This is a genomic window from Oscillatoria sp. FACHB-1407 (genome assembly GCF_014697545.1).
Taxonomy (GTDB): domain Bacteria; phylum Cyanobacteriota; class Cyanobacteriia; order Elainellales; family Elainellaceae; genus FACHB-1407.
Genome location: NZ_JACJSA010000012.1, coordinates 107483 through 129306, shown reverse-complemented (window position 1 = coordinate 129306; position 21824 = coordinate 107483). Strand labels below are relative to the sequence as shown.

Here is a 21824-nt window from a genome sequence, read left to right as displayed (position 1 = left end):
CGCGGACTCCAGAAAAGGCAGGATTTGACGTTTTAACCGCCGAAATCCTTATCCCGAATTCACGTTAAATTAAGGTATGTCTGTCACCTTTTCCATCTGCCCGCACTTTAGTTGCGGGTGGGTTAGAGCGAAGACAGGATGAGATTTTACACAAAATTCTGGACACACCCTACTCTTCATTTTTTGTCCTTCATCCTTTATCCCTTTTTCTTCTTTCCCTCTTGCTCTCTTCTTTTTTCCTTCTTCACTCTTCTCTCTTCTCTTGATACCTCTCCCACATCTGCTCATAAGCTGCCTCGACATTGCGGGTAAATTGCTTGCCATTCCACAGGGTTGAGGTCTGGCGCGATCGCCACAATTTTTGTGTCACTTGTTGGCGCAGGTTAGCATCGCGTCCCAGGCGCACGCCCCACTCGACATATTCTTCGTTTGTCCAGGCAATGCCCTCGGTCAGTCCAGCGTTGACCATCATGGTGTAGCTGTTGCGGGCAGGGAACTGTTCTCCGACGCGCGTCACGAGTGGAATGCCCAACCACAGGGTTTCCAGGGTTGTCGTTGCGCCATTGTAGGGGTAGGTGTCGAGTACCACATCAGCGATCGCCACGTTGGCTCGGTGGGTTTCCTCGTTCCGGTCACGGGGTAAAAAACGCAGGCGATCGCGGCTGACCCCAGCTTTTTCGGCTGCCTGTTCAAATAACCGTTGAATAGATTGCTCGTCGCCCAACCCCTTAATTAACAGGTAACTGTTGGGCACCTGGCTAAGGATTTGGAGTTGCAATTGCACCATCTCAGGGTGACGTTTGTAAGCGAACTGACCACTGAGATAGACGACCGCATCATCGGGAATACCCAACTCATCTCGCCGCAGGGTTGGCACCCCCACCTCAAAGCCATCGACCCCAATATAGGTGTCGGGCAGCCGCCAGATCTTCTCGGCATAGTACTCTTGAGCGTCGTCTGGTAAAACGTAGGGGTCTGCCAGGAAGTAGTCGATGTTGGGTAACCCACTGGCATCTAGCCCCAGCCAGGTAACCTGGATCGGGGCAGGTTTCAGAGCCATGACCCCGCAGGTGCAGTAGGAAGTGATGCTATCCAGATCGACCAGAATATCGATTTCGTCTTCGCGGATGGCTTTGGCAATGCCTAAGTTATCACCATCAAAGCTGCATGAGCGGGTGGCTTTGCTGACGAACCACTGTTTTGAGAAGTCATCCAGATCGGTGAGTTGAATGAAATAAGCGTAGACATCAAAGCGATCGCGATCGTAGTGCTCAAATAGCCAGCGACACAGCCAACCGATCGAGTGCCGATAAAAAAAGCGGGAGAGGTAACCGATCCGCAGTTTCTTGTGCTCTGGCGATCGCACCAGTGGAGCCTGGGGATAGGGTTGGTAATCCTCGACGTGTTTCTCTAAATAACCCTGTAGTCCTTTGAGATAGAGTGCGGCAACCTGATTTTGCAGAGTGCGATTGACACGGGGATTGTCTTCAAAATAGGGGTAGAAGAAGAGGGGAGTGCAGATTACGGACACATCAAAGAAGCGATCGACATTGCCCTCATCATCGGCGATTAGGGTCTGAAATAACTCAGTTTGGCGGTGCAATACCGCTTCTGCTTCTTGCCAGTGGGTGCCTGTATTCATCAACCCCCGCAGCAACAGCGCATTGCCTACAATTTTTTCGATGATGGTGTTGCACTTGTCGTAATAGCGACGGGCTAACTCAATGCCTTCGGTGTAGCGGCGATCGTCCTGACAGATGCAACACAGTTGGTTGACCACATCAGCGCGATCGCCATCCAACCGCATACACATGTCGGCGTAGCGATAGGCGAGTCCCTTGTTGCGCCTCACTTCGTGCAGCTTAGATGCCACCGGGAGGAGCAGATCCACTATCGGCGTGGGGTCTTGCACGTAGGGCAGACAGGCTTCGGTGAGATCAGCGACCTGGGGAGCAAGTGGCACCTGTTGCAGCAAGTCCTTAAGTACCTGAAAGAGCAACCCTGTATCAACGTCTGGGTATGGCTCAGTTTGCAATTGCTCAATCAACCCCAGGTCAACTAAGTCGTCGGGTTGAAATCGGTTGAGTCGGAGCGATCGCTGCACGAGCTTCAGCAGGTTGGTTACATCCTGGGGCGCAATCTCGTAAATGTGCCGCCGAATTAACCAGGCAAGCTGTTCCTGCTGAATGTCTTGTTCTTTTACAGGTGCTTCATCTTCCGTTGGCTCAGAAACTGCGGGTTCTCGCTGCTCTGCCTCAGAATGCAGGATTTGCAGTAATTCACCCGTCCAGAGGTCAGCTTCTTCTGAGTCAGCCTCGGCGATCGCCATCAGCCAGATCATCTGTGCCTCTTCTTCCTGCCCCTGTAACAGGTGCGCCAAACCTAAGTACCACCCTGCTGAGCGATTTGGCTCTGCCTCAATCACCTGCTCAAACAGCGTGACGGCTTGCTGATAATCTCCGTTGTGAAGGCATTGAAGGGCGTGCTCATACAACTGAAGGGATGTCAACGACGAGGAATACAAATTGACCATAGCGCAACTCATTGGGGAAGCAGGAGCTTACGCTTCCATTATTCCCTCCTAATTTTGGGAAATGATCCCAATGTACGGACGCAATTAATCGCGCTTCCTACCAGATGGATTAATCGTGGCTCTTTTCCCAGTACAGACGCGATTAATCGTGGCTCTTTTCCCAGTACAGACGCGATTAATCGTGGCTCTTTTCCCAGTACAGACGCGATTAATCGTGGCTCTTTTCTCAGTACAGACGCGATTAATCGTGGCTCTTTTCCCAGTACAGACGCGATTAATCGCGTCTCTTCCGATTCTCTATTCCCCACTCTTCATTCCCCTCCCTATTTCCTGACGTTATAAAACCCTTACGGTGGAGGGTCTATCAAAAATTGTGTGATAGCCTTCTAGACACAGTTACAAGCATTTACTCACACTCTGTAACCCAGGAGGAACCTCCATGATTCAGACACCGCCACCCCCCTCTATTTCGCCGCGTCAGATGAATTTGTTACGCATCGTTGCCTCGATGGCTTGGGCAGATAGCGAACTGGCAGCAGAAGAAGTTGATGTCATGCTCGATCGCTTCAGTGGCATCTTTGCAGCAGACTCACCCCAGCAGCAACACATCCGCCAGGAACTCCAGGACTACTTGATGCAAAACATTCCCCTGGAAGAGTTGACCCCCAAGCTACAAACGGATGCTGAGAAAGAATTGGTGCTCAAATTGGGCTACGAAGTGATTCAGTCCAGTTCCCGCACCCCCAATGAAGACCCCATCAACGCCGATGAAGCCGCTGCTTATACCAAGCTTGTTGGGCTGTTGGGCTTACCTCAAGAAACCGTCAAACGAGTTGAAGCAGAGGCGATCGCTGACCTCAAACAAGATCCGGGCATTGTGGATTGCCTGACGCATGGTTTAGAGAAATTTGCTCAGGGATAGGAAATGGAAGGATGAAGGCCAAAGGCTAAAGCATGAGAGTAGTGCGATCGCCTCTTCCTAGCTTCTCTTGATCCTTCATCCCTTTTTTATCCTTTATCCTTCATCCTTTAGCCTTTATTTCTTTTTCTCTCTTCTCTCTTCTTTTTCCCTCACCCCTTAATCCCCTGGCTCATCTCCAGCATCCGTTGCATGGGGCGCAAAGCTGCCAAACGAGTTGATTCCGGCAGCGTGATTTCGGGAGTGCGGTTTTTCATGGCGAGATACAGCTTCTCAAGCGTGTTGAGCCGCATGTGGGGGCACTCGTTACAGGCGCAATGGTTTAACGGGGGAGCGGGAATAAACTGCTTATCGGGTGCTTTTTTCTGCATTTGGTGGATAATACCGGGTTCAGTCGCCACGATGAAGGCTGAACTCTGGCTCTGCTGGCAATGCTTTAGCAAGGCTGTGGTTGAACCGATGTAATCCGCATGGCGCAAAACGGTTGATTCACATTCTGGATGAGCCAACACTTCAGCAGTGGGATGCTGAACTTTAAGCTGCACAATCTTCCTCTCAGAAAACGTCTCGTGAACGATGCAGCTTCCTTCCCACAGCACCATCTCTCGTCCGGTTTGTGCCATGACATATCGCCCCAGATTGCGATCGGGTGCAAAGATAATTGGCTGATCGGCAGGAATTTGCTGCACAATCTCAACCGCGTTGGAACTGGTGCAGATAATGTCGCTCAATGCCTTGATCTCAGCGGTGCAGTTCACATAGGACACTACGAGATGGTTAGGATGTGCCGCTTTGAATTGGGCAAAGGCATCGGCAGGGCAACTATCGGCGAGAGAACATCCGGCGTTCAGGTCAGGTAACAAGACCAACTTATCGGGATTGAGAATTTTGGCGGTTTCTGCCATGAAATGTACCCCTGCAAACACGATGACCTCAGCATCGGTTGCGGCAGCTTGGCGTGATAACCCTAATGAATCCCCGATGTAGTCTGCAATGTCTTGAATATCAGGGTCTTGATAGTAGTGCGCCAAGATGACGGCATTCATCTCACGTTTTAAGTCCTGGATCGCAGCGAATAAATCCAGAGGCAGATCGGCAGTCGTACTGAGTGTTGGATTAGGACGAACGGCAGTAAACACGGCAGAGTTTTGGTTAGGAGAATCAAAGGTTCACTCCCGAATTATAGTTGTTTCTACCAAAATTTGCCAAGCATGAAGAACCCATTTTTATGAAAACAAAAAGTCGGGGTTTTTGAAAAACTCCGACTTCTGAAACCTAATTTGGTATGAAATACCACAAATATACGGTTTGTAAGCCTCTACGACATGAATTCAGAGGCGACCAGCATGGAACCGATTCCCGCATCGGTGAAGATTTCCAATAACAGAGCATGAGGAATGCGACCGTCAAGGATGTGGGCTGCCCGTACCCCTTGAGCCAGCGATCGCACACAACAGTTGACCTTCGGAATCATGCCTCCAGAAACAATCCCTGTCTCAATCAAACGGCGGGCTTCTTGAATGTCTAACTTGGGAATCAGGGTTGAGACATCTTTGTAATCTTTAAGAATGCCTGATGTGTCAGTCAGCAAAATCAGCTTTTCTGCCCCCAGTGCAGCGGCGATTTCGCCAGCAACGGTGTCCGCATTGATGTTGTAGGATTGTCCCTTCTCGTCAGCCGCAACACTGGATACAACGGGGATATAGCCACTTTTAACGAGAGAATCCAAAATTTTGATATCGACACCGCTGACCTCGCCGACAAACCCAATTTCCTCCTGCCCCTGCGGGCGTGCCTTAATCAAGTTGCCATCTTTACCGCAAAGCCCAACAGCAGAACCTCCCACTTGATTGATCATCGCCACAATTTCTTTGTTGACCCGCCCCACAAGCACCATCTCGACGACATCCATCGTGGCAGCATCGGTCACTCGCAAGCCATTTTTAAATTGCGGTTCAATCCCCAATTTATCGAGCCAGGAGTTGATCTCCGGCCCACCCCCATGAACCACGACAGGACGCAACCCAACGCATGAGAGAAACACGATGTCTCGCATCACTGTCTCTTTGAGATGACTCTCTTTCATGGCTGCACCACCATATTTCACAACCACAGTGCGTCCACTGAATTGCTGAATATAGGGCAGAGCCTCGCTGAGCACTCGAACACGGGTCGCTTCAGCTTTTTGGATGTATTCGCTGTTGAGCATCAGAGGTTAGGTAGGAATGGTTGACACGAAACGTAGCGATCTTAGTGGATCTTGTATCAAATATTAATTGCAATTTGAACAGATTACTGAACTATGGCTGGAATCACGGCCTGGAGTCTAGTTGTTTGGGGGAAAAGGCTGTTCAGCCAACTTTGCCTGAATGGCACCTCCAACCGCGTATAACACTCTCGCCGCAACCGAATTTGGTGATTCCTCGGTTTCGACCTTCACCCGCACATCTGCCAAGGCATACAGCGATCGCCGCTGTTCGAGAAGCTGTTGCAGCTTTTGCTGGGGGTCAGGGTCATTCAACAAAGGACGATTGGTACTGCCTTTGAGACGCTTTAATAGTTGTTCAACCGGAACATCGAGCCAGACCACAACCCCGTGATGCAAATAGCTCCAGTTTTGACGGTGTAAGACGATTCCGCCGCCTGTGGCGATCGCCGTTCGGGTTTCCGCTGCCACTCGCCCCAACACCTGGGTTTCAATTTCCCGAAAGGTCGCCTCTCCAGACTCAGCAAAGATTTGCGGTATCGATTTTTGAGTCAGTTGCTCAATGATCGTATCGGTATCGATAAATTTGTATTTCAATTGCATCGCCAGCAAGCGACCCACGGTTGTTTTGCCCGACCCCATCATGCCGATGAGATAGAGATTTGTACCGCGTAGCAGTTGATTTACAGTTGCACCGTCTAAAAGTTGATTGTCAAACATCTTATTCGTCATGGTCATGGGTCATGGGTCACTGGTTAATAGTCAATTGTCATCAGTCAATTGCATACTTGTCCCAGGAGGTGTACTTGCCTACCAGTCGTCAGAGGAATCTCCTTTGGGGCGATCGCGCCTGTTTCGATCATCTGAATCATCCCAATCATCCTCATCGTCTCTCCCGTCATCGTCCTTCTCGTCATACTCTTCCTCGTCATACTCCTCCTCGTCATCTAGCCAATCTTCCTCATCGTCCTGGTTGTTAACGGGTTCAACCTTATCCTCGTAGATTGGCTCAGGCTCATTGAGTGTGGGTTCTTCTGGCTCAGCGTTGTATGGGGGCGTAATGACGCGAAACTCAGCATCATAGACATCCTCCGTTTTGCCGACTGAGGAATCCTCCCGATCCTCCTGGTTGCGATAACTGTAGGAATAGATTGTGCCCGACTGATAGCGGGCGACGGGTTCCTGCCGGACTTCAAAGTCGGTGCGGCGGGGAATGGAGTCTTCCTCCGTTAAAGGACGGTCTTCGTAGCGGCTATCCTCTGGCTCATCCTCGTCCCAGTCATCCCAGACTTCCTGCTCCTGCGCTGTGGGCACGAAATCATCGGGCTGAGAATAGCGGCTTTCAGAGCGAGCATAGCTGTCTGAGGCATAGCTGGTTTGAGCCGTGGATGAGGATTTGGCAGGTTCCTCGTAACCCTCCCAATCCTCCCACTCCTCCAAAGGTGGGCGCGGTTCCCAGTCGTCTCCAGTCGGAGTAGCCGCTCTAGGATTGTTGCGAGGCGGTTTGGGAGTATCAGCCTTGGGATTGCTCCAGGCCGCATTCCAACGGGGTGAGGAATTGGTAGAGACTCGTTTGGGCGATCGCTTGCGGGCTGAACGAGGAGCCGCAAAGGCATTGGAGGCGGAGAATAGCCCAGAGATCAGCAATGTTGTCAGAGCACCTGAGACAATCGCCCCTAATAGCCACACCGCCAATGGCAGCGGTTGGGAAGCCACACCCAAAATCACCAGAGAAATCGGGGTCAGGTTTTGCAGCGCAAAAAGTGTTAACCCTCCGGCGATCGCCAGTACCAGTACAAGTCTCACCATGGCTTCAACGTCCTTTGCTCCATTATGCGTCTCCCTCCCCCTCTACCTTACTGTCTCGTCCCTCCCAACGGTTCAATGGCACACAATCGATGTCCAATTGATCAAAGGCACGCGCAATCACAAAATCCACCAGGTCTTCAATGGTTTGTGGGTGGTGATACCAGGCAGGAATCGCGGGCACAATTCTGGCTCCAGCTTCTGCCAGAGCCGTCAGATTGCGCAGATGGATCAAGCTAAAGGGCGTTTCACGGGGCACTAAAATGAGCTTCCGACCTTCTTTCAGTTGCACGTCGGCAGCCCGTTCCAATAGATCAGAACTCAAACCATTGGCTAACTTAGCCACGGTACTCATGCTACAGGGCATGACAACCATGCCAGCAGTGCGAAAGGAACCACTGGCGATCGAGGCTCCCACATCGCCCCAGGGATGGCAGTGGAGTTTGCCACCCGTTTCCACCCCTGCCTGCTGTCGCCAAAACTGTTCCTGTTGTAGCGGTTCTACGGGCATTCGTATGGCTGATTCCGATTGCCACACCATGTAGGTCGATTTGGAGGCAACCAGTTCAACCGCGTAATCTGCCTCCAACAGAAACTTGAGTGCCCGCACAGCGTAAATTAACCCCGATGCACCAGTTACACCCAGAATGAGAGGTCGGGTTATAGGAGAAGTTGCAGACACAGTACACCATCAACGACTACCTCTTTATTGTTACTCTTCTCCGTCGTTGGGTTCTTCGTCATAGTCATGAGCAGGGTGTCCCAACAGCGGCACTGCTTCCGCTGGTAGGGGTGCTTCATCCACCTCATCTTCATCCAGAGCCTCACTGCCCCCACCAACAGCCACCAGGTCAATCTGTTGACGGTAGTAGTCAACGCTCTTGACCTGCACCTCGACGCGATCGCCCAGGCGATATTGCTTGCGGTTCTTGCGTCCCACCAGCTTTTGTTGACGAGAACGGTATTCATACCAGTCATCCTTCAAGGAACTGACATGCACCAGTCCCTCAACCAACAACTCCTCAATCTCTACAAAGAAGCCGTAGGACTGTACCCCCGTGATCAGCCCGTGGAACACCTCACCCGTGTGCTGCTGCATGAATTCAGCTTTCTTCAGCCCTTCCAGGTCGGCTTCTGCCTCCTGTGCCAGGCGTTCCTGCTCAGTCAGGTGAATGGCGATCGACCCCAGATTCTCCTCCAACTCGCTGTGAATCTCAGGTGGCAATACACCCCAGTTAATTTGCCCGTGGCAGGTGCTGCTGCGGAGATCGACCGCATCTTTAGAGCGAGTAGAACGGCGATCGCGCCCATACTCAAACACGGCATGCAACACTCGATGCACCAGCAGATCAGGATAGCGGCGCAGCGGATAGGTGAAGTGAGTATAGCCGTCTTCCAACGCCAGACCGAAGTGGGTGCCGGGGGTTGTGCTATAGACCGCAGGTTTTAGGGTTGAGAGCAGGAGGTAAGTTAGAACTTTCTCCGCTTTTGACTCCGCAAATGCCTGAGTTAATCGTTGATAATCACGAGAGTGAACCGCATCTTCCTGCTCCAGATGGGAGTCAATTCCCATGTTGCTGACCAGCTTCAGCAACTCCTGCACATCCGCCGGGTCGGGAGTACGGTGAACGCGATAAACCGCTGGCACTTGCAACGCCTTCAGGTGCGATGCAATCAGATGGTTGGTGAGCAACATTAACTCGGTCACCACTGAGCGGGCAGGCAGCAGAGAAGACACCACCATCGCCCCCAGTGCCCCCTCGTCGTCATAGTCAAACTTAGTTGACAGGAACTTAGCTAGCTCTGGACTGGTTTCATCGGGCGGGAATACGCGCTCTGGCAGATTCAACTCAAATGCCCCCCGGTTTTGGCGATGAGCACGGATGCCCTGGCTCAAGGCATATAGCTGATCAACCATGTCAAAGATAGGGCTAAAGGCATCCAACTCTTTTGCAGAGGGCAACGGGTAGGCAGCGGCAGCGGCAGCTTCCGGCTGGTTGCGTAACAAAATGCCCTGTGCCTGTTGATAATTCAGTTGATAGTCCACCTGAATCACCCCAGGCTGAACCTCAAATTCAAGCACTTGACCTGTTTCATCCAGGATGATGAGCAACGAGATCACCAGACGATCTTGCTCTGGAACCAGTGCACAACATCTAAAGACGGGTTCTGGCAGAATGGGCAGCACCACATCTCCCAGGTGGATCGAGGTACCCCGTTTTTGTGCTTCCAGATCCAGGGGTGAGCGATGCGGAATGTAATAGGAGACATCCGACACATGAATGCCCAACCGCCACTGGTTATCCTCCAATTCCTCAAGGGTAATGGCGTCATCGATCGCCGAGCTTGCCAGAGTTGCCGGGCTATCAATCGTGATTGTCGGCAAATCTCGCAGGTCAAGGCGTTTTTTCAAGTCGGCTTTACGGACTTTGCTCGGCAATGCCTTCGCCGCTTCTAGCACGGCATCCGAAAACTGGCGCGGCAAATCGTGCTTGCAACAGACAATATCAATATCAGAGGCAGTTTGAGCATCACTGCCCAAAATTTGTACCACGCGCCCCAGAGGCGGGTTTTGCCCCAGGGGATAGCGGACAATCTCAACGTGAACGAGTTTGTCCAGGGTTTCATCTAAACCCTGTCCGTTTGGCTGCAACTCCAATTCAAACAGCAGGCGATCGTCTAGAGGCACCGCTCGGTAGCTCGTCTCCGCCTGTTTAACTCGTGCCAGCACCGATGAGTTAGCCCGTTCTAAAATCAGCCGGACTTCTCCTTCCGGGCTGCGACGACGGCTCCCCTCTTTCGTCACTTTGACAAGGACGCGATCGCCATTCCAAGCGGTACTCAGGTGGCTCTCTCGAATATAGATGTCTTCTGAGCCTTCGATGTCCTGAATGGCAAAACAAAAACCTTTGCTCGAACAGCGAAGTTTGCCTTCTACGACATCCTCTTCAAAGATGCGGCGATATTTCCCTCTTTCCTTGACTAAGATGCCAATTTTCTCCAGTGCATCAAGGGCAATTTGGAGCTTACGGAGGCTCTCCTCATCTTCACAGTTGAGTTTCTTCTCCAGTGCTTTGGGGGCAACTAACTTGTCATCTGGAAAGTTAGCCAGCAGCGTTGCGATCGAGAATTCCATGTAGCGATTGGTCCTTCTTAAATGGGTTTGGCTCCCTGACTCCTAAACTAATTACCCGCGCTCTTAACCCGTTCTTAGCAAACTCAGCAGGGCTATGTTTGAAGGCGACTGTAACCAAAACAATTGAACTAAAACAGTACAGAAATACTCATTCTGTTCAATCCTCATTTCATCCTGCGATTTCCCCTACTGAGTGGTTATGGCAAGATGAAATTTAGTCAGAAGCCATTCAAGTGTTTACCTTTCCCCAAGGAGTAACCTTCTGAATATGCCATCTCCACACCTTTGAGAGAGGAAATAGGTATATTTGCTACTCACTGAGGAAACTGTTAGGAGTCAGCGGTCATCAACACTGAATGAGATCACCGATGTTCGTGCACAAATCTCAGCTATTTTTGCACGTTTTCCATTGTATTTATACTTTCGTATTCAGTGCAAAACTGTCAAATTTTGAAGGATATTTTTTTCGATTCTTAATTACCGCCCCAGAACCGGGAAGTCGGAGTTTTCAAAAACTCCGACGGCTATCGTTGACTCGCCACCTATCGCTGCCCAGTGACGATATAGGCGACTCGCTTGCCAATGTTAGTGGCATGGTCTGCCATTCGTTCTAGATAGCGAATTACTAAAACGAGCAAGATAATCGGTTCAATTGTTCCCTGTACGTTTGTTTGACGCGCTAATAGGTTATACAGCGTTTCATAATCAGAATCGACCGCATCATCCTTGACCTTAATATCTAATCCTGATTCGGCATCTAAATCAGAGAGAGCCGCTAAACTCATCGCCAGCATCGCCCTACAGCGATCAAGCATGGTTTGAATCGCAGCCATGGATGAGTGCGTCGGGTAAGGAAATAATTTGATGGCAATCTCGCCTAAGTCGTCGGCGTAGTCGCCAATTCGCTCCAGGTCACGCACCAATTGCATCAGCGCACTCAACAGTCGTAGATCCTGCGTTACGGGAGATTGTAACGCCATTAAGTTGACGCAATCGAGTTCGATTTGCCGATAAAACTGGTCAATCTGCTTATCCTGGAGAGCAATTTGCTTGGCTGCATCTAAATCTCGTTCAAACAAGGCTTTACGGGCTAACCAGCAAGAATTTTCGACAAGAGCACCCATTCGCAACACATCGCGCTGCACCCGTCTTAATTGACGCTCAAATTGAAGTCGAGTTGGTCTAGAGTCTTCCAATGCAATGCTGTCCTCCTAAATCAATCATTAATAATGAGTTGGCGATCGCCCCAGTGCTTTATTTTTTGTCACTAAAGCAATTTAATTTACACTTTTTGTTACACGATATGACAAGCGGCTCCAGAATGGGGTAATTTAGCTGACATTGATGCACTTTGGCGTTAGTCTTTAGCTTAAATGCGATAAGCAACGCTGGTTTATTCCTCGATTACAGTAAGGAGTTGTTCACAGATGTCTCTATCAGATACTCAAGTCTACATTGCTCTTGTGGTTGCTTTGCTGCCTGCTGTTATGGCGTTCCGTCTTTCTACGGAACTCTACAAATAGAGGTTGAATGTAGCCTTATAGGTGTACTGTCACCACAGCAATAAATGGTAGAGGGCTAGCAGGGTCGATTAATGCTAAAGTTAGGCGATCAGTTTTGATGGCTGGCTTACCATTGATGCCTTGATCCCCTCTGCCATGTGAGACAAAGCTATGAATGCAACGCAACCTACTCGCCCCCCACTGCAACCCCTCCCTTCTACTCGACGGACTCCCATCGACTCCCATCGTCGTCAGCCACGTCAGTTGCGTCAGGCTCACCACAGACGGCATCGGGCGATCGCCATTGAGTTGAGTGCTCGGTTGGTTGCCAATGTGGTGCTAGGCGCGGTTGCCCTGGTAGCGTTGGTCAAGCTAGTGCCTTATAACCAAGTACAGCAAGCCAGATTACAAGAGTTACAGACTGAGCTAACCCTGGTTGAGGGCCGCGTGGCTCAACTACAAACCAGTTTTAATCGCCAATTCGATCCTCGACAGTCGTTGAGTGTGATGCAAGAGCAGAGTAACCGCATCGCACCGGGGCAACGGCAGGTTGTTTGGACAACCCCACCAGATGCGACTCCTATCTCTCATTCACCTTAAATCTGTTGACTGAGACTTAGCCTGATTTCACTTGTATTTCAATAGCAGGATTGCAATCGTTGCAAATGTAGTTACCTGAAGCGATCGTCCTTGTAAGAAGGTGCTCTCACTTATCACTAAATTGGATCCGTCCCTGATTTCAATATTTACTCGGAGGACTCGCGATCGAGTGTGTAGGTAGTATAGTCGTGAAAGTCTCCTACAGAGTTGAGTTGAGCCGAGCAGTCGTTGAAAGGGTTCATTGGATTGTTTGCGTCGTTGACTTTCTGGCATTTGTGCGGCTCAGTGCCATCTACCTAACTATCACCTGTCCGACGCAGTAGCGGTCTGACATTGTTGTTTCCATCCAGTAACGCTACTCTGCTCATGTCCATTCAAAAATTTTCTCTCGCCACGATTGAAAAAGTCAGGCAGTACATTAGAAAAACATTGTTGCTGCCAGATTCAGAACAGCAACCTCAACCGTCTTATGACATGAGCGTTGATGAGTTACCTGAGCCAGAGTCACTCGATGATTTGAGTGGGCTATTTACGTTTGGTGGTGTTGCAGATGCCGATGTGGGAACGCCCCAAGTCCGTGATCAATGGTTTGTTAGTACAGTCAATCCGGCGGCTGCCCTACTCAAACTGCCGGGGTTGTCGTTAAAGTCAGGGTTTCGTCTGGTGAGCTACCTCTATCGGTCTGAGGGGAGCGGCGTAGGAGTCGTGTGGGCAGTGCCAGAGGAGTTAAGCTCCACGGCTCAACTCGAAAAAGCGTTGGTCAGTAGTACTAGCCTTTCCCAAATTCCAAAGCCCGTGGGTGCGCTCTCTAATTTTATGGAAGTTATTGAGGGCGATCGCTCGCCTGTCTCATTTATCATTGCTTCCATTTTTCGGCGAGAATTGCAGGAGTTTGGGGCATTAGGGCAACGCTGTAATTGGAGTCATCATCAACTGGTAAATGCACCTCCGAGCGAGTTCAAATGGCAATGGCGCAATGCCCCTCCCAAAGATTTAGCTCCAAAGGTCAAGTTGTTAGACAACGGTCAGGCAGCAGTTGAATTTTTTACCTGCTGTGATCAACCATCGTTGGTTCTATATCGACATATTGACCAATATCCAGCGCATCACTACAAACCCCAGAGTTTGGATCAGTCGGTGGCAACTGCTCCAGATTAACGTCAGTTCGGTTTAGGAGATTTCCAGGAAACAAAATACCTGTAAGGGCGTTTCACGAAATGCCTCTACCAAAAACCGACGAGTAGATTCTTTCTCAGAAATCTCCTTGAGAACCCGGCGCATGAATTCGTGGCTACTAGAGCGAAGTCCGCCGACGCGAACTCCGGACAAGGCAGGATTTGACGAACCGACGCAGGTCGGTTTTGCTCCGATAGCGGCGGTTAAAACCGCCGAAATCCTGATCCCGAATTCACGTCAGATCAGGTTTTTGTTTTCCCAAAATCAGTATTTGAGCCATTGCCTTTGTCCTGCCTCACTGGCTGTAAGTCAGTCTTAAGGTAGATCGTAGTAGGGTGCTGCACTTTGAAACAGTGGCAAATGTTATTCTATTTAACCGGAGTTCGGGATAATAATTTTGGCGATGAAACCGCAGCAATACGGACAAAACTGACCTGTGTGGGTTGGGCATAGCCCCTCTCTCTCCCCTGATCGGTGAAGATGGATTTTGTTTTGATAGCCGCGACTTGATTCGCCAAGTGCCTAACCCAGATTGATGTAATTGACCCTTGCTCTGAGGGTTTTAACGCTGCACCCGTTGTAACCAGCTCGTTTGATTGCCATACTGATTCCTTTGATTGGGTTGTTGCATGGATATTGATCACGTCCATTTCTACGTTGAAGACGCGATCGCTTGGCGAGATTGGTTTGTCCAGAGGTTGGGGTTTCAGGCTACAGCTATCACCTCGACTCTTCACACCCAAACTGTCATTGCCTACAGTGGAGCGGTACAGTGTGTACTCTCCTCACCGCTTACCTCTGATAGCCCTGTGGCTGACTATCTCGAACGGCATCCTGCGGGTGTGTCAGATATTGCCTTGCGGGTAAGGTCGATTGATCGAGTGCTGGAACGGGCGATCGCTCAGGGAGCCAGGGTGCTCCAGTCCTGGCAAGACCATCCTGCTCAGTGGATAGGTCTGTTACATCCTCAAGGAAAATGGTTTCAGATTCAGGGATGGGGGGATTTGACCCATACCCTGATAGAGTCTTCTGCTGTCCCTTCCTATTTAACATGGAGCAGATTACAGCACCCGACCAAATTGCAGCAGTGTGCAGAAGCTGCCTGCGCCCCGTTTGTAGCGATTGACCATGCTGTACTCAATGTGGCATCAGGGCAGTTAGAACAGGCGGCAAACTGGTATGAAGCTGTTTTAGGGTTTGAGCGACGACAAACGTTTGCGATTCAAACCAACTATTCGGGGTTGTGCAGTCAAGTGCTTGTGCATCCAGAGGGGACAGCCCAACTGCCCGTCAATGAGTCGGCGTCACCCAGTTCTCAAATTCAAGAGTTTTTGGATCACAATCGTGGTTCTGGCATTCAGCATGTTGCTCTAAAAACCATTGATATTGTGGAAACGATCGCCCATCTGCGCCAACAGGGAATCCCGTTTTTGTCAGTACCACCTACCTACTATGAGCAGTTGCGGCAACGACCGGGGTTTCAACTGACGGAGACTCAGTGGCAAGCGATCGCGGCTCAGGAGGTGTTGGTTGATTGGCAGCCACATAATCCCGACGCGATGCTGTTACAAGCCTTTACGCGACCAATTTTTGGTCAACCTACCTTCTTTTTTGAGCTGATTCAACGACAACATTACGTTGTTGAGCACCAGCGTAAAACAGCAGAGGGCTTTGGTGAGGGAAATTTTCGGGCACTATTTGAGGCGATCGAACGCGAACAAATGAACCGGGGAAGTCTCAAGTAATGGCTAGACTGACTCCCAACCAAGTGATGCGTCATCTCCCCAATCAAAAATTTAATTTGAAGAAAATCTACTAGACAGAATTAAATTTTGGTGGTACAAATGTTCTGATGGCGTAGTGCTACTCTCATCAGTATTCATGTACCTCCTATGGAATCTTTAACTGAAGTCCAGCGACAACTCTATGATTGGCTGGTTGACTACATTAAGCAAAATCAGCATTCTCCCTCGATTCGTCAAATGATGAGGGCGATGGATCTGAAGTCTCCTGCTCCGATTCAAAGTCGTTTAGAGCATTTGCGTAACAAAGGCTATATCGACTGGACTGAGGGCAGAGCGAGAACCATCCGTATTCTACAGTCTCAAGGTGTGCCTATTTTAGGGGCGATCGCCGCAGGTTCTTTAGTGGAGCCTTTTACCGATACTCAGGAGCAACTGGATTTCTCCAGTGCTGCTTTGCGTCCTGGCGATTTTGCGTTGCGAGTGACAGGCGACAGCATGATCGAGGCACTGATCGACAAGGGCGATATTGTCATCATGCGTCCCGTTCAAGACCCTAAAACCATCAAAGATGGCACGATTGTTGCAGCCCGTGTTGAGGGAGAAGGCACAACCCTGAAGCACTATTATCGCAAAGGCAGCAAGGTGACGCTGAAACCCGCCAACTCAAACTATTCCCCGATGGAATATCCAGCCCCGCAAGTGCAGGTTCAAGGAGTGCTGGTCGCTGTTTGGCGTGGATATTCTGCTTAGGACGGGTTCTTAGAGATTAGGACACCGTTTCAACAACCGTGGGTCTGTTCCTGCGGTAGTGGATTGCGATCGCCCTTAAATTTATATCGATCTATCGATCTAAAGAGTTTTATAGGCAAATCAGCGTTGGGAAGGGGTTTGGCACAGTGCTAAACCCGTACAGCATTTGTTGCCTTTGCGATTCAAACTGGTTTTTAGTTTTGGTCAGCAAGCTTAGGGCAAAGGCAATGGCTCAAAACCTTGATGCTGGGAAAGCTCCCTGATTCACCTCCGCTCGATCAAATGGGGCTAAGGCTATATCGCTTTGTATAGTACTCGTTGCGCGATCGCTATACAGCATGAGATGGTCAAGTCTCATACCGAGACTCTTTGCGAGTTCAGTTGTTGGCGTAATTGCTGTTTGACGATGTTATCCAGGCACTTACGGACAGCGTAACCTGCAATTCCGGTGATGGGTAGGTCATACGTCTTCTGAAACTGCATGACGGCTTTTACGGTGTTAACCCCGTAAAACTCATTGACGGGTAGTTGGGCATTGACGGCAAGATTGAGGCTATGTTGCAGATTACGCACAAGTTGCCGTGCTTTTTCAATGGTTGCTGAGTCTAACACTCCTGTACTGGGCAGGCGATGTTCTGTCTGAAACTCGTAGATCGCAGCTTGAGTGTAGGAGTCGAGCAGATTACCGTAATTACCTCCATGTCCGTCTGGTCCCAAGTTATAACCCAGACCGTTCAGAACAGCCTTGAACTGACTGAGGGAATACACCATTGCAGTTATCCTTACACAACAACACAAAAAATTAGGAATTGGTGCAGGGCGGCTCAATCGGAGCTTGAGTGTTGATGCACCCTACTTGTTATCTCATCCTTACTATTTCAACCCTACTGTTGACCCTGGATACCGCACTTCATCCGGGTGGAGTATCCGACAGCATGATCCCGTTAGAGGGTTGGGTGAGATGAATAATGAGATGAATAAATTGCCTACAATTTGAACACATCGGCTAAAACGGTATCCGCTCCAAAAAACCGTTGAGCATCGGGCGCATCGTACATCACCAACAGGGCACTAGATTGCCCCAGACACGATGTCAGGGCTAACCCCTCAGCTTTGTCGGATTTAGGGTTGAAAGGCAGATCAAATAATGGCTCTAGACGCTTGTTGTCTTGGTCAAACAGGTTATGATCCGATTCTTCCAGGATGTGCTTGAGCCGAAATACTCGATTGACCCCAATTAAATCCATCGTTGGTCCTGCCAAAATTAGGAGATCTTTGCCACACAGACACAACTCCCGGATGCCTAACCCATCCAAATTCAAAAAATACTTTTTATACAGTTGTCCTGACTTATTGCAAGGCTTAAGGGTAAGGACTCCAGAGCCAGAATCTTCGACTTCAATCTCTAAAATGATTGCCCATCCTCTCAGGACGGGTCCTCTCAAACCCAAAAATAGCTTATTACGATGAACGGCTAATCCTTCAATATCAAATCCGTTTTCTTTACTGGGTAATGGGTTCGCAACAAATGCTCCTAGATGCTCATCGTTCTGGAGGGCATCAATGAGGATGTTGCCGGATTCGGTGCGCTGTAGTGTAGCGGCGGTGAGTTCTTTGTGAAGTTTATCGGGATGGTTGCAAGACTTGAGTAATTCTCCCTCAACTAAAGGGATGCGGGCGATCGTATAACGGTTTGCTTCGGAGATGATTTCGGTCAGACGTTGAATATCTTTTTCGGCATTTTTACCTTTGGCATTTTTGCGTTTGGTGCTATGAGAACCCGTAAACCACAAATAGGAATGGCTGTAATCCATTCCTTCGATATCAACTTCATCCTCTTCGTCGGGTAAGTCGATAAAATCTGCGATCGCGAAGGTTTTGTGCTCACCATAACGATTTGACTCCAGGCTGGATAACCGCTCAATTGTGGTTAATTCGTCAGACCCCAACCATAGATAATTTCCGGGTGAAATAACACAGGCAGAAATGTTGTTAATTAAATCAGCGGATACTTGATCAAATTGCAATGCTATTCGGCTTAAAAGAAATGCAGATGATGTCACGTTAAAGGCTCCGATCGCATTCGTTTTTGATTCAGAAAATGAAGGGAATTGTTTATTTTAACTGAAGGTTAACCAGAGGTACACGGGATTTGTGAAGGTTTTTATCCTATATAGAAACCCTAAATGATTTGTGAAAGTGCCCGCCCATTGGGCGGGCACTTTCACAAATCACCTTTTTCACAAATCAGATAGGACTGCTATATCTTGACAGTTACTACATATAAAAAATCCTCCCTTCAAAATGAGGGAGGATATGGCAGAGATAAGAGAGTAAGAGGAATGGCGATCGACGGTTATTTATCGACGGTTGTTGTTCAACTCTTTGGCAGCATCCGTGACACCCCGTTGAACCCCTTTAACGGTGCGATCAGCGCGATCGCGAGCGGAATTCGCATTCTCATTCGCTCCATGGCGCACGTCTTCGGTCAATTCGTCGCCTGCCTCACGAGCATTCATTCTCAGATTTTCACTGCCTCGCTTGGTGCCTTCAACAACATCTTCGGCTGTATTTTCAGCTGCTTCAGTGACACTGCCAACGACATTTTTAACGCGCTGACCCAAGGGAGTTCCGCTGCGATAATCCTCAGCATATTCTTGAGGAGATTGTACTTTTTGAATGTTTTCTTCGGCGTTTTCAACTAATCCCTGTGCTTTTTGGTTGACAGGTCTTGTGTTAGCACGGGGGTCAACATCGCTGTATTCATTCATACCGCCTTTGCGCTCTTGAATCGGATCATACAACTCAGTTTGTTGTCCAAAACGCTGGTTGTAAGTTCCTCCTTGCCCAGAGACTTCAGGAGCCGGAAGGGGTGTTTTTGCTTCTGCTGGAGTACAACCTGTAACAAGTAACAGAATGCCTGCCAAAAAAGCAATGATGACCTTTTCTAGTTGTAGTTTTTTGAGAAGTGATTGGAATCGATTCATAACAACTCCTTGGTTGCAGTTTTAAATGTGCACGTTATAAATAGCCCGGTACATTCGAGCAGATTAAGCTATTTGACAGATGGCATATTTAGAGTAAGAAACAAGGACTGGTTAACTCCTCTAGCAAAGGTTACATTCTCGTCAGGGAATTAGTTGCTGGATTCTCCATCTTTAGAGAGTATTCAAATGAAACAACCCACTGGAATTATTGAAGCTTTTAATTGCAAAGAAGCCGGGAGTTTTCAAAAACCTCCGGCTTCTTTAAGGCAAGATTATTTTGACGCTATCGTCCGGTTTTGAGTCCCGATCGCCTCACAAGGGCATCGGCTGTCACTGCCAATAGCAACACGGCTCCCTGGACAATGCTCTTAACGCTTTGGTCTTGGTTGAGCAAATCCAGACCGTTATCCAAACTGCCAATCACCAACGCACCCAGCACCACTGCCCAGACTGAGCCTCGTCCCCCAAACAAGCTGACACCACCGATTACCGCAGCGGCGATCGCATTTAGCAATAGGGTTGAGCTAATTTGGGTCGCAACGGCTGTGCTTCTAGAAGTGAGCATGATGCCTGCCAGGGCTGCCAGGGTTGACGCGAGGACAAACACCAGCATTTTCATGCGAACGACGTTGATGCCAGCGCGACGAGCCGCCTCGGCGTTGCCCCCTACGGCATAGAGGTGACGACCAAAGGTAGTTCTCCGCAGAATCAGCCAGAAGGCGACGATTAATGCCAGCGAAATCATCACCGATTGCGGCACACCTTGATAAGACTCAAATAAGAAGACCAGGATGAGGGCTACTGCTGCGGCGATCGCCACTTTTGCGATCGAGCGAGAGACGGGTGGCACACTCAACCCCGCTTGCATCCGTTTGCGGCGTTCGTACCAGGTGCCCAATCCATACAGCACGACCAGCACCAGGGGAATGCCCCAGCCCAGAGCTTCATCAAGATAGGTCGGTGCGAGCGCACGAATCGTCGGGTCGCGAACGATGAGCGTGGTTTGCCGCCCCAGCACCAACAACAAAAATCCGGCATAACCGATAGAACCCGCTAACGTCACAATAAACGCGGGCACTCGTAACACCGCCACAAAGAAGCCATTGACTAAGCCGATCAGTGCCCCGGCGGCTAAACCTGCCAGCATGGCAAGCCAGGGGTTCCAGTTTTGGTAAACCGATGTTACTGCCATAATTGCGGCACAAGCCTGGGCAACAGCAGCCAGACTCAGGTCAATTTCGCCCAACAGCAACACCAAAACGGCTGCCACACTCAAAATGCTAATGACGACAATCTGCTGGGTCAGGTTAGACAGGTTCCGGGCTTGCAGAAAAACGCCATTGGTCGTCAGTTGAAAGTAAATGGTGATTAACGCCAGTGTTAATAAGACGGGGATGAATCCTAAATCGCCTCGCATCAGCGATCGCAAGCTAAAGGGTTCGCGAGGGGCTGGGCTAGAGGCAGTAGGTGCAGGTACGATCTCCCCATCCGGCTTTTGAGGAGCGTCCTGATCTAAGCTTTTCATGATTAACAATCCTTATTTATAGTTCTCAATCAGGCAATATCGTTTGCCGCTGTAGCAGCCGTATCTGCTCCCGTAATAGAGGCAACCACTCGCTCACGGGGCACGTTACGAGTTTCAAAGGTGCTCACTCGTTGCCCTAAGCGCATGACGATAATGCGATCGGTCACTTCAAAAACGTCATGTAAATTATGGGAAATGACCACAACTGCCAATCCACGCTCCTTTAGCCGCAGGATCAGATTCAAAACTTGGCGAGTTTGCGCTACCCCCAGAGCTGCCGTTGGCTCATCTAACAGAACAACTTTGGGTTGGCGCAGAATGGTTTTAGCCACGGCAATACACTGTCGCTGTCCACCCGAAAGAGCCGCTACGGGCGATCGCACCGAGGGAATTTTCACATCCAGGGTTTTGAGTACGTCGATGGTCTGCCGTTCCATCTCGGTTTCATCCATCACGTCGAGAAATCCCGGAATCAGCGGACGATGCGCTTCACGCCCTAGCCACAGGTTGGCGACGACATCCAGGTTGTCGCACAGTGCCAAGTCTTGATAAACCGTTTCGATGCCCAATCGGGTGGAATCCTGCGGGCTTTGGATCGTCACAGGCTGCCCATCGATCAAAATCTCGCCTTCATCAGGAACATAGGCACCGGACATGGTTTTGATCAGAGTTGATTTGCCTGCCCCGTTATCACCAACTAATCCGACGACTTCTCCGGCGTACACTTCAAAGTCAACATTCTTGAGGGCGTGAACCCCACCAAACGACTTGTTAATGCCCCGCAGTTGTAACCGGGGGACTTGTTGATTGATCGCTGAATTATTGTCTGCGATCGAGACTGAACTATCGGTCATTGCACTTTATATCCTCCTGTAATGATGGTGGGAGTAGGGAGTGGGGAGTAAGGGAGTGGGGGGTGGAGGAGTGGGAGAGTGAATG

General features: G+C 49.8%; 22 protein-coding genes. 9 read left to right on the top strand and 13 right to left on the bottom strand.

Features of this window, described 5'->3' with window-relative positions; genetic code table 11:
* Nucleotides 1-244: 244 nt before the first annotated feature.
* The gene (locus tag H6G89_RS19920) at nucleotides 245-2533 is read right to left on the bottom strand and encodes an O-linked N-acetylglucosamine transferase, SPINDLY family protein (protein WP_242060027.1); all 2289 of its coding nucleotides are present in this window, start codon (nucleotides 2531-2533) and stop codon (nucleotides 245-247) included.
* Nucleotides 2534-2587: 54 nt separating this feature from the next.
* Between H6G89_RS19920 and H6G89_RS19915 the strand changes: the two genes are divergently transcribed.
* Entirely contained in the window at nucleotides 2588-2875 is a 288-nt protein-coding gene (locus H6G89_RS19915) for a hypothetical protein (protein WP_190509651.1), read from the top strand.
* A gap of 100 nt (nucleotides 2876-2975) precedes the next feature.
* Nucleotides 2976-3455 carry a TerB family tellurite resistance protein gene (locus tag H6G89_RS19910; protein WP_190509798.1) on the top strand — a complete coding sequence of 160 codons (480 nt, stop codon included), beginning with the start codon at nucleotides 2976-2978 and terminating at the stop codon, nucleotides 3453-3455.
* 149 nt (nucleotides 3456-3604) lie between these two features.
* Here H6G89_RS19910 and nadA read toward each other — a convergent pair whose 3' ends face one another.
* The 7 genes from nadA to phoU form a co-directional block, all read right to left on the bottom strand.
* Complete coding sequence (nadA, locus tag H6G89_RS19905) at nucleotides 3605-4591, bottom strand: quinolinate synthase NadA (protein ID WP_190509649.1); 987 nt, start codon at nucleotides 4589-4591, stop codon at nucleotides 3605-3607.
* 179 nt (nucleotides 4592-4770) lie between these two features.
* Nucleotides 4771-5661, bottom strand: coding sequence for an acetylglutamate kinase (gene argB / locus H6G89_RS19900; RefSeq protein ID WP_190509647.1), 891 nt, complete (start codon nucleotides 5659-5661; stop codon nucleotides 4771-4773).
* 117 nt (nucleotides 5662-5778) lie between these two features.
* The gene (locus H6G89_RS19895) at nucleotides 5779-6396 is read right to left on the bottom strand and encodes a shikimate kinase (protein WP_242060026.1); all 618 of its coding nucleotides are present in this window, start codon (nucleotides 6394-6396) and stop codon (nucleotides 5779-5781) included.
* Nucleotides 6397-6468: 72 nt separating this feature from the next.
* The gene (locus H6G89_RS19890) at nucleotides 6469-7467 is read right to left on the bottom strand and encodes a LapA family protein (RefSeq protein ID WP_190509645.1); all 999 of its coding nucleotides are present in this window, start codon (nucleotides 7465-7467) and stop codon (nucleotides 6469-6471) included.
* 22 nt (nucleotides 7468-7489) lie between these two features.
* A complete protein-coding gene (locus H6G89_RS19885; protein WP_309230040.1) occupies nucleotides 7490-8146 on the bottom strand; it encodes a flavin prenyltransferase UbiX in 657 nt (218 codons plus the stop codon).
* Between the two features lie 30 nt (nucleotides 8147-8176).
* Nucleotides 8177-10600, bottom strand: a complete 2424-nt coding sequence (locus H6G89_RS19880; RefSeq protein ID WP_190509643.1) for a ribonuclease R family protein — start codon at nucleotides 10598-10600, stop codon at nucleotides 8177-8179.
* 542 nt (nucleotides 10601-11142) lie between these two features.
* The gene (gene phoU / locus H6G89_RS19875) at nucleotides 11143-11796 is read right to left on the bottom strand and encodes a phosphate signaling complex protein PhoU (protein ID WP_190509641.1); all 654 of its coding nucleotides are present in this window, start codon (nucleotides 11794-11796) and stop codon (nucleotides 11143-11145) included.
* A 231-nt stretch (nucleotides 11797-12027) separates the two neighbouring features.
* Here phoU and psaM point away from each other — a divergent pair, with 231 nt between their 5' ends.
* From psaM to lexA, 7 genes are all read left to right on the top strand, one after another.
* Entirely contained in the window at nucleotides 12028-12123 is a 96-nt protein-coding gene (gene psaM, locus H6G89_RS19870; protein WP_190509639.1) for a photosystem I reaction center subunit XII, read from the top strand.
* A 150-nt stretch (nucleotides 12124-12273) separates the two neighbouring features.
* Entirely contained in the window at nucleotides 12274-12702 is a 429-nt protein-coding gene (locus H6G89_RS19865) for a hypothetical protein (protein WP_190509637.1), read from the top strand.
* A gap of 188 nt (nucleotides 12703-12890) precedes the next feature.
* Nucleotides 12891-13025, top strand: a complete 135-nt coding sequence (locus H6G89_RS35800; RefSeq protein ID WP_255519462.1) for a hypothetical protein — start codon at nucleotides 12891-12893, stop codon at nucleotides 13023-13025.
* 43 nt (nucleotides 13026-13068) lie between these two features.
* Nucleotides 13069-13860 (top strand): hypothetical protein, encoded by a 792-nt coding sequence (locus H6G89_RS19860; protein ID WP_190509635.1) that lies wholly within the window; start codon nucleotides 13069-13071, stop codon nucleotides 13858-13860.
* A gap of 121 nt (nucleotides 13861-13981) precedes the next feature.
* Entirely contained in the window at nucleotides 13982-14197 is a 216-nt protein-coding gene (locus tag H6G89_RS19855; protein ID WP_190509633.1) for a hypothetical protein, read from the top strand.
* Between the two features lie 310 nt (nucleotides 14198-14507).
* Complete coding sequence (gene hppD / locus H6G89_RS19850) at nucleotides 14508-15623, top strand: 4-hydroxyphenylpyruvate dioxygenase (protein WP_190509631.1); 1116 nt, start codon at nucleotides 14508-14510, stop codon at nucleotides 15621-15623.
* 147 nt (nucleotides 15624-15770) lie between these two features.
* Nucleotides 15771-16373, top strand: coding sequence for a transcriptional repressor LexA (gene lexA / locus H6G89_RS19845; protein ID WP_190509628.1), 603 nt, complete (start codon nucleotides 15771-15773; stop codon nucleotides 16371-16373).
* A gap of 354 nt (nucleotides 16374-16727) precedes the next feature.
* Here the strand turns inward: lexA and H6G89_RS19840 are convergent, their stop codons facing one another.
* The 5 genes from H6G89_RS19840 to H6G89_RS19820 all read right to left on the bottom strand — a co-directional run bounded on the left by H6G89_RS19840 (nucleotide 16728) and on the right by H6G89_RS19820 (nucleotide 21739).
* A complete protein-coding gene (locus H6G89_RS19840; RefSeq protein WP_190509626.1) occupies nucleotides 16728-17144 on the bottom strand; it encodes a peptidoglycan-binding domain-containing protein in 417 nt (138 codons plus the stop codon).
* Between the two features lie 215 nt (nucleotides 17145-17359).
* Nucleotides 17360-18400, bottom strand: a complete 1041-nt coding sequence (locus H6G89_RS19835) for a DUF3616 domain-containing protein (protein ID WP_199336825.1) — start codon at nucleotides 18398-18400, stop codon at nucleotides 17360-17362.
* A 333-nt stretch (nucleotides 18401-18733) separates the two neighbouring features.
* Nucleotides 18734-19360 carry a hypothetical protein gene (locus tag H6G89_RS19830; RefSeq protein ID WP_190509622.1) on the bottom strand — a complete coding sequence of 209 codons (627 nt, stop codon included), beginning with the start codon at nucleotides 19358-19360 and terminating at the stop codon, nucleotides 18734-18736.
* A gap of 283 nt (nucleotides 19361-19643) precedes the next feature.
* Complete coding sequence (locus H6G89_RS19825; RefSeq protein WP_190509620.1) at nucleotides 19644-20885, bottom strand: sugar ABC transporter permease; 1242 nt, start codon at nucleotides 20883-20885, stop codon at nucleotides 19644-19646.
* Nucleotides 20886-20914: 29 nt separating this feature from the next.
* Nucleotides 20915-21739 (bottom strand): ATP-binding cassette domain-containing protein, encoded by an 825-nt coding sequence (locus tag H6G89_RS19820; RefSeq protein WP_190509618.1) that lies wholly within the window; start codon nucleotides 21737-21739, stop codon nucleotides 20915-20917.
* Nucleotides 21740-21824: the final 85 nt, after the last annotated feature.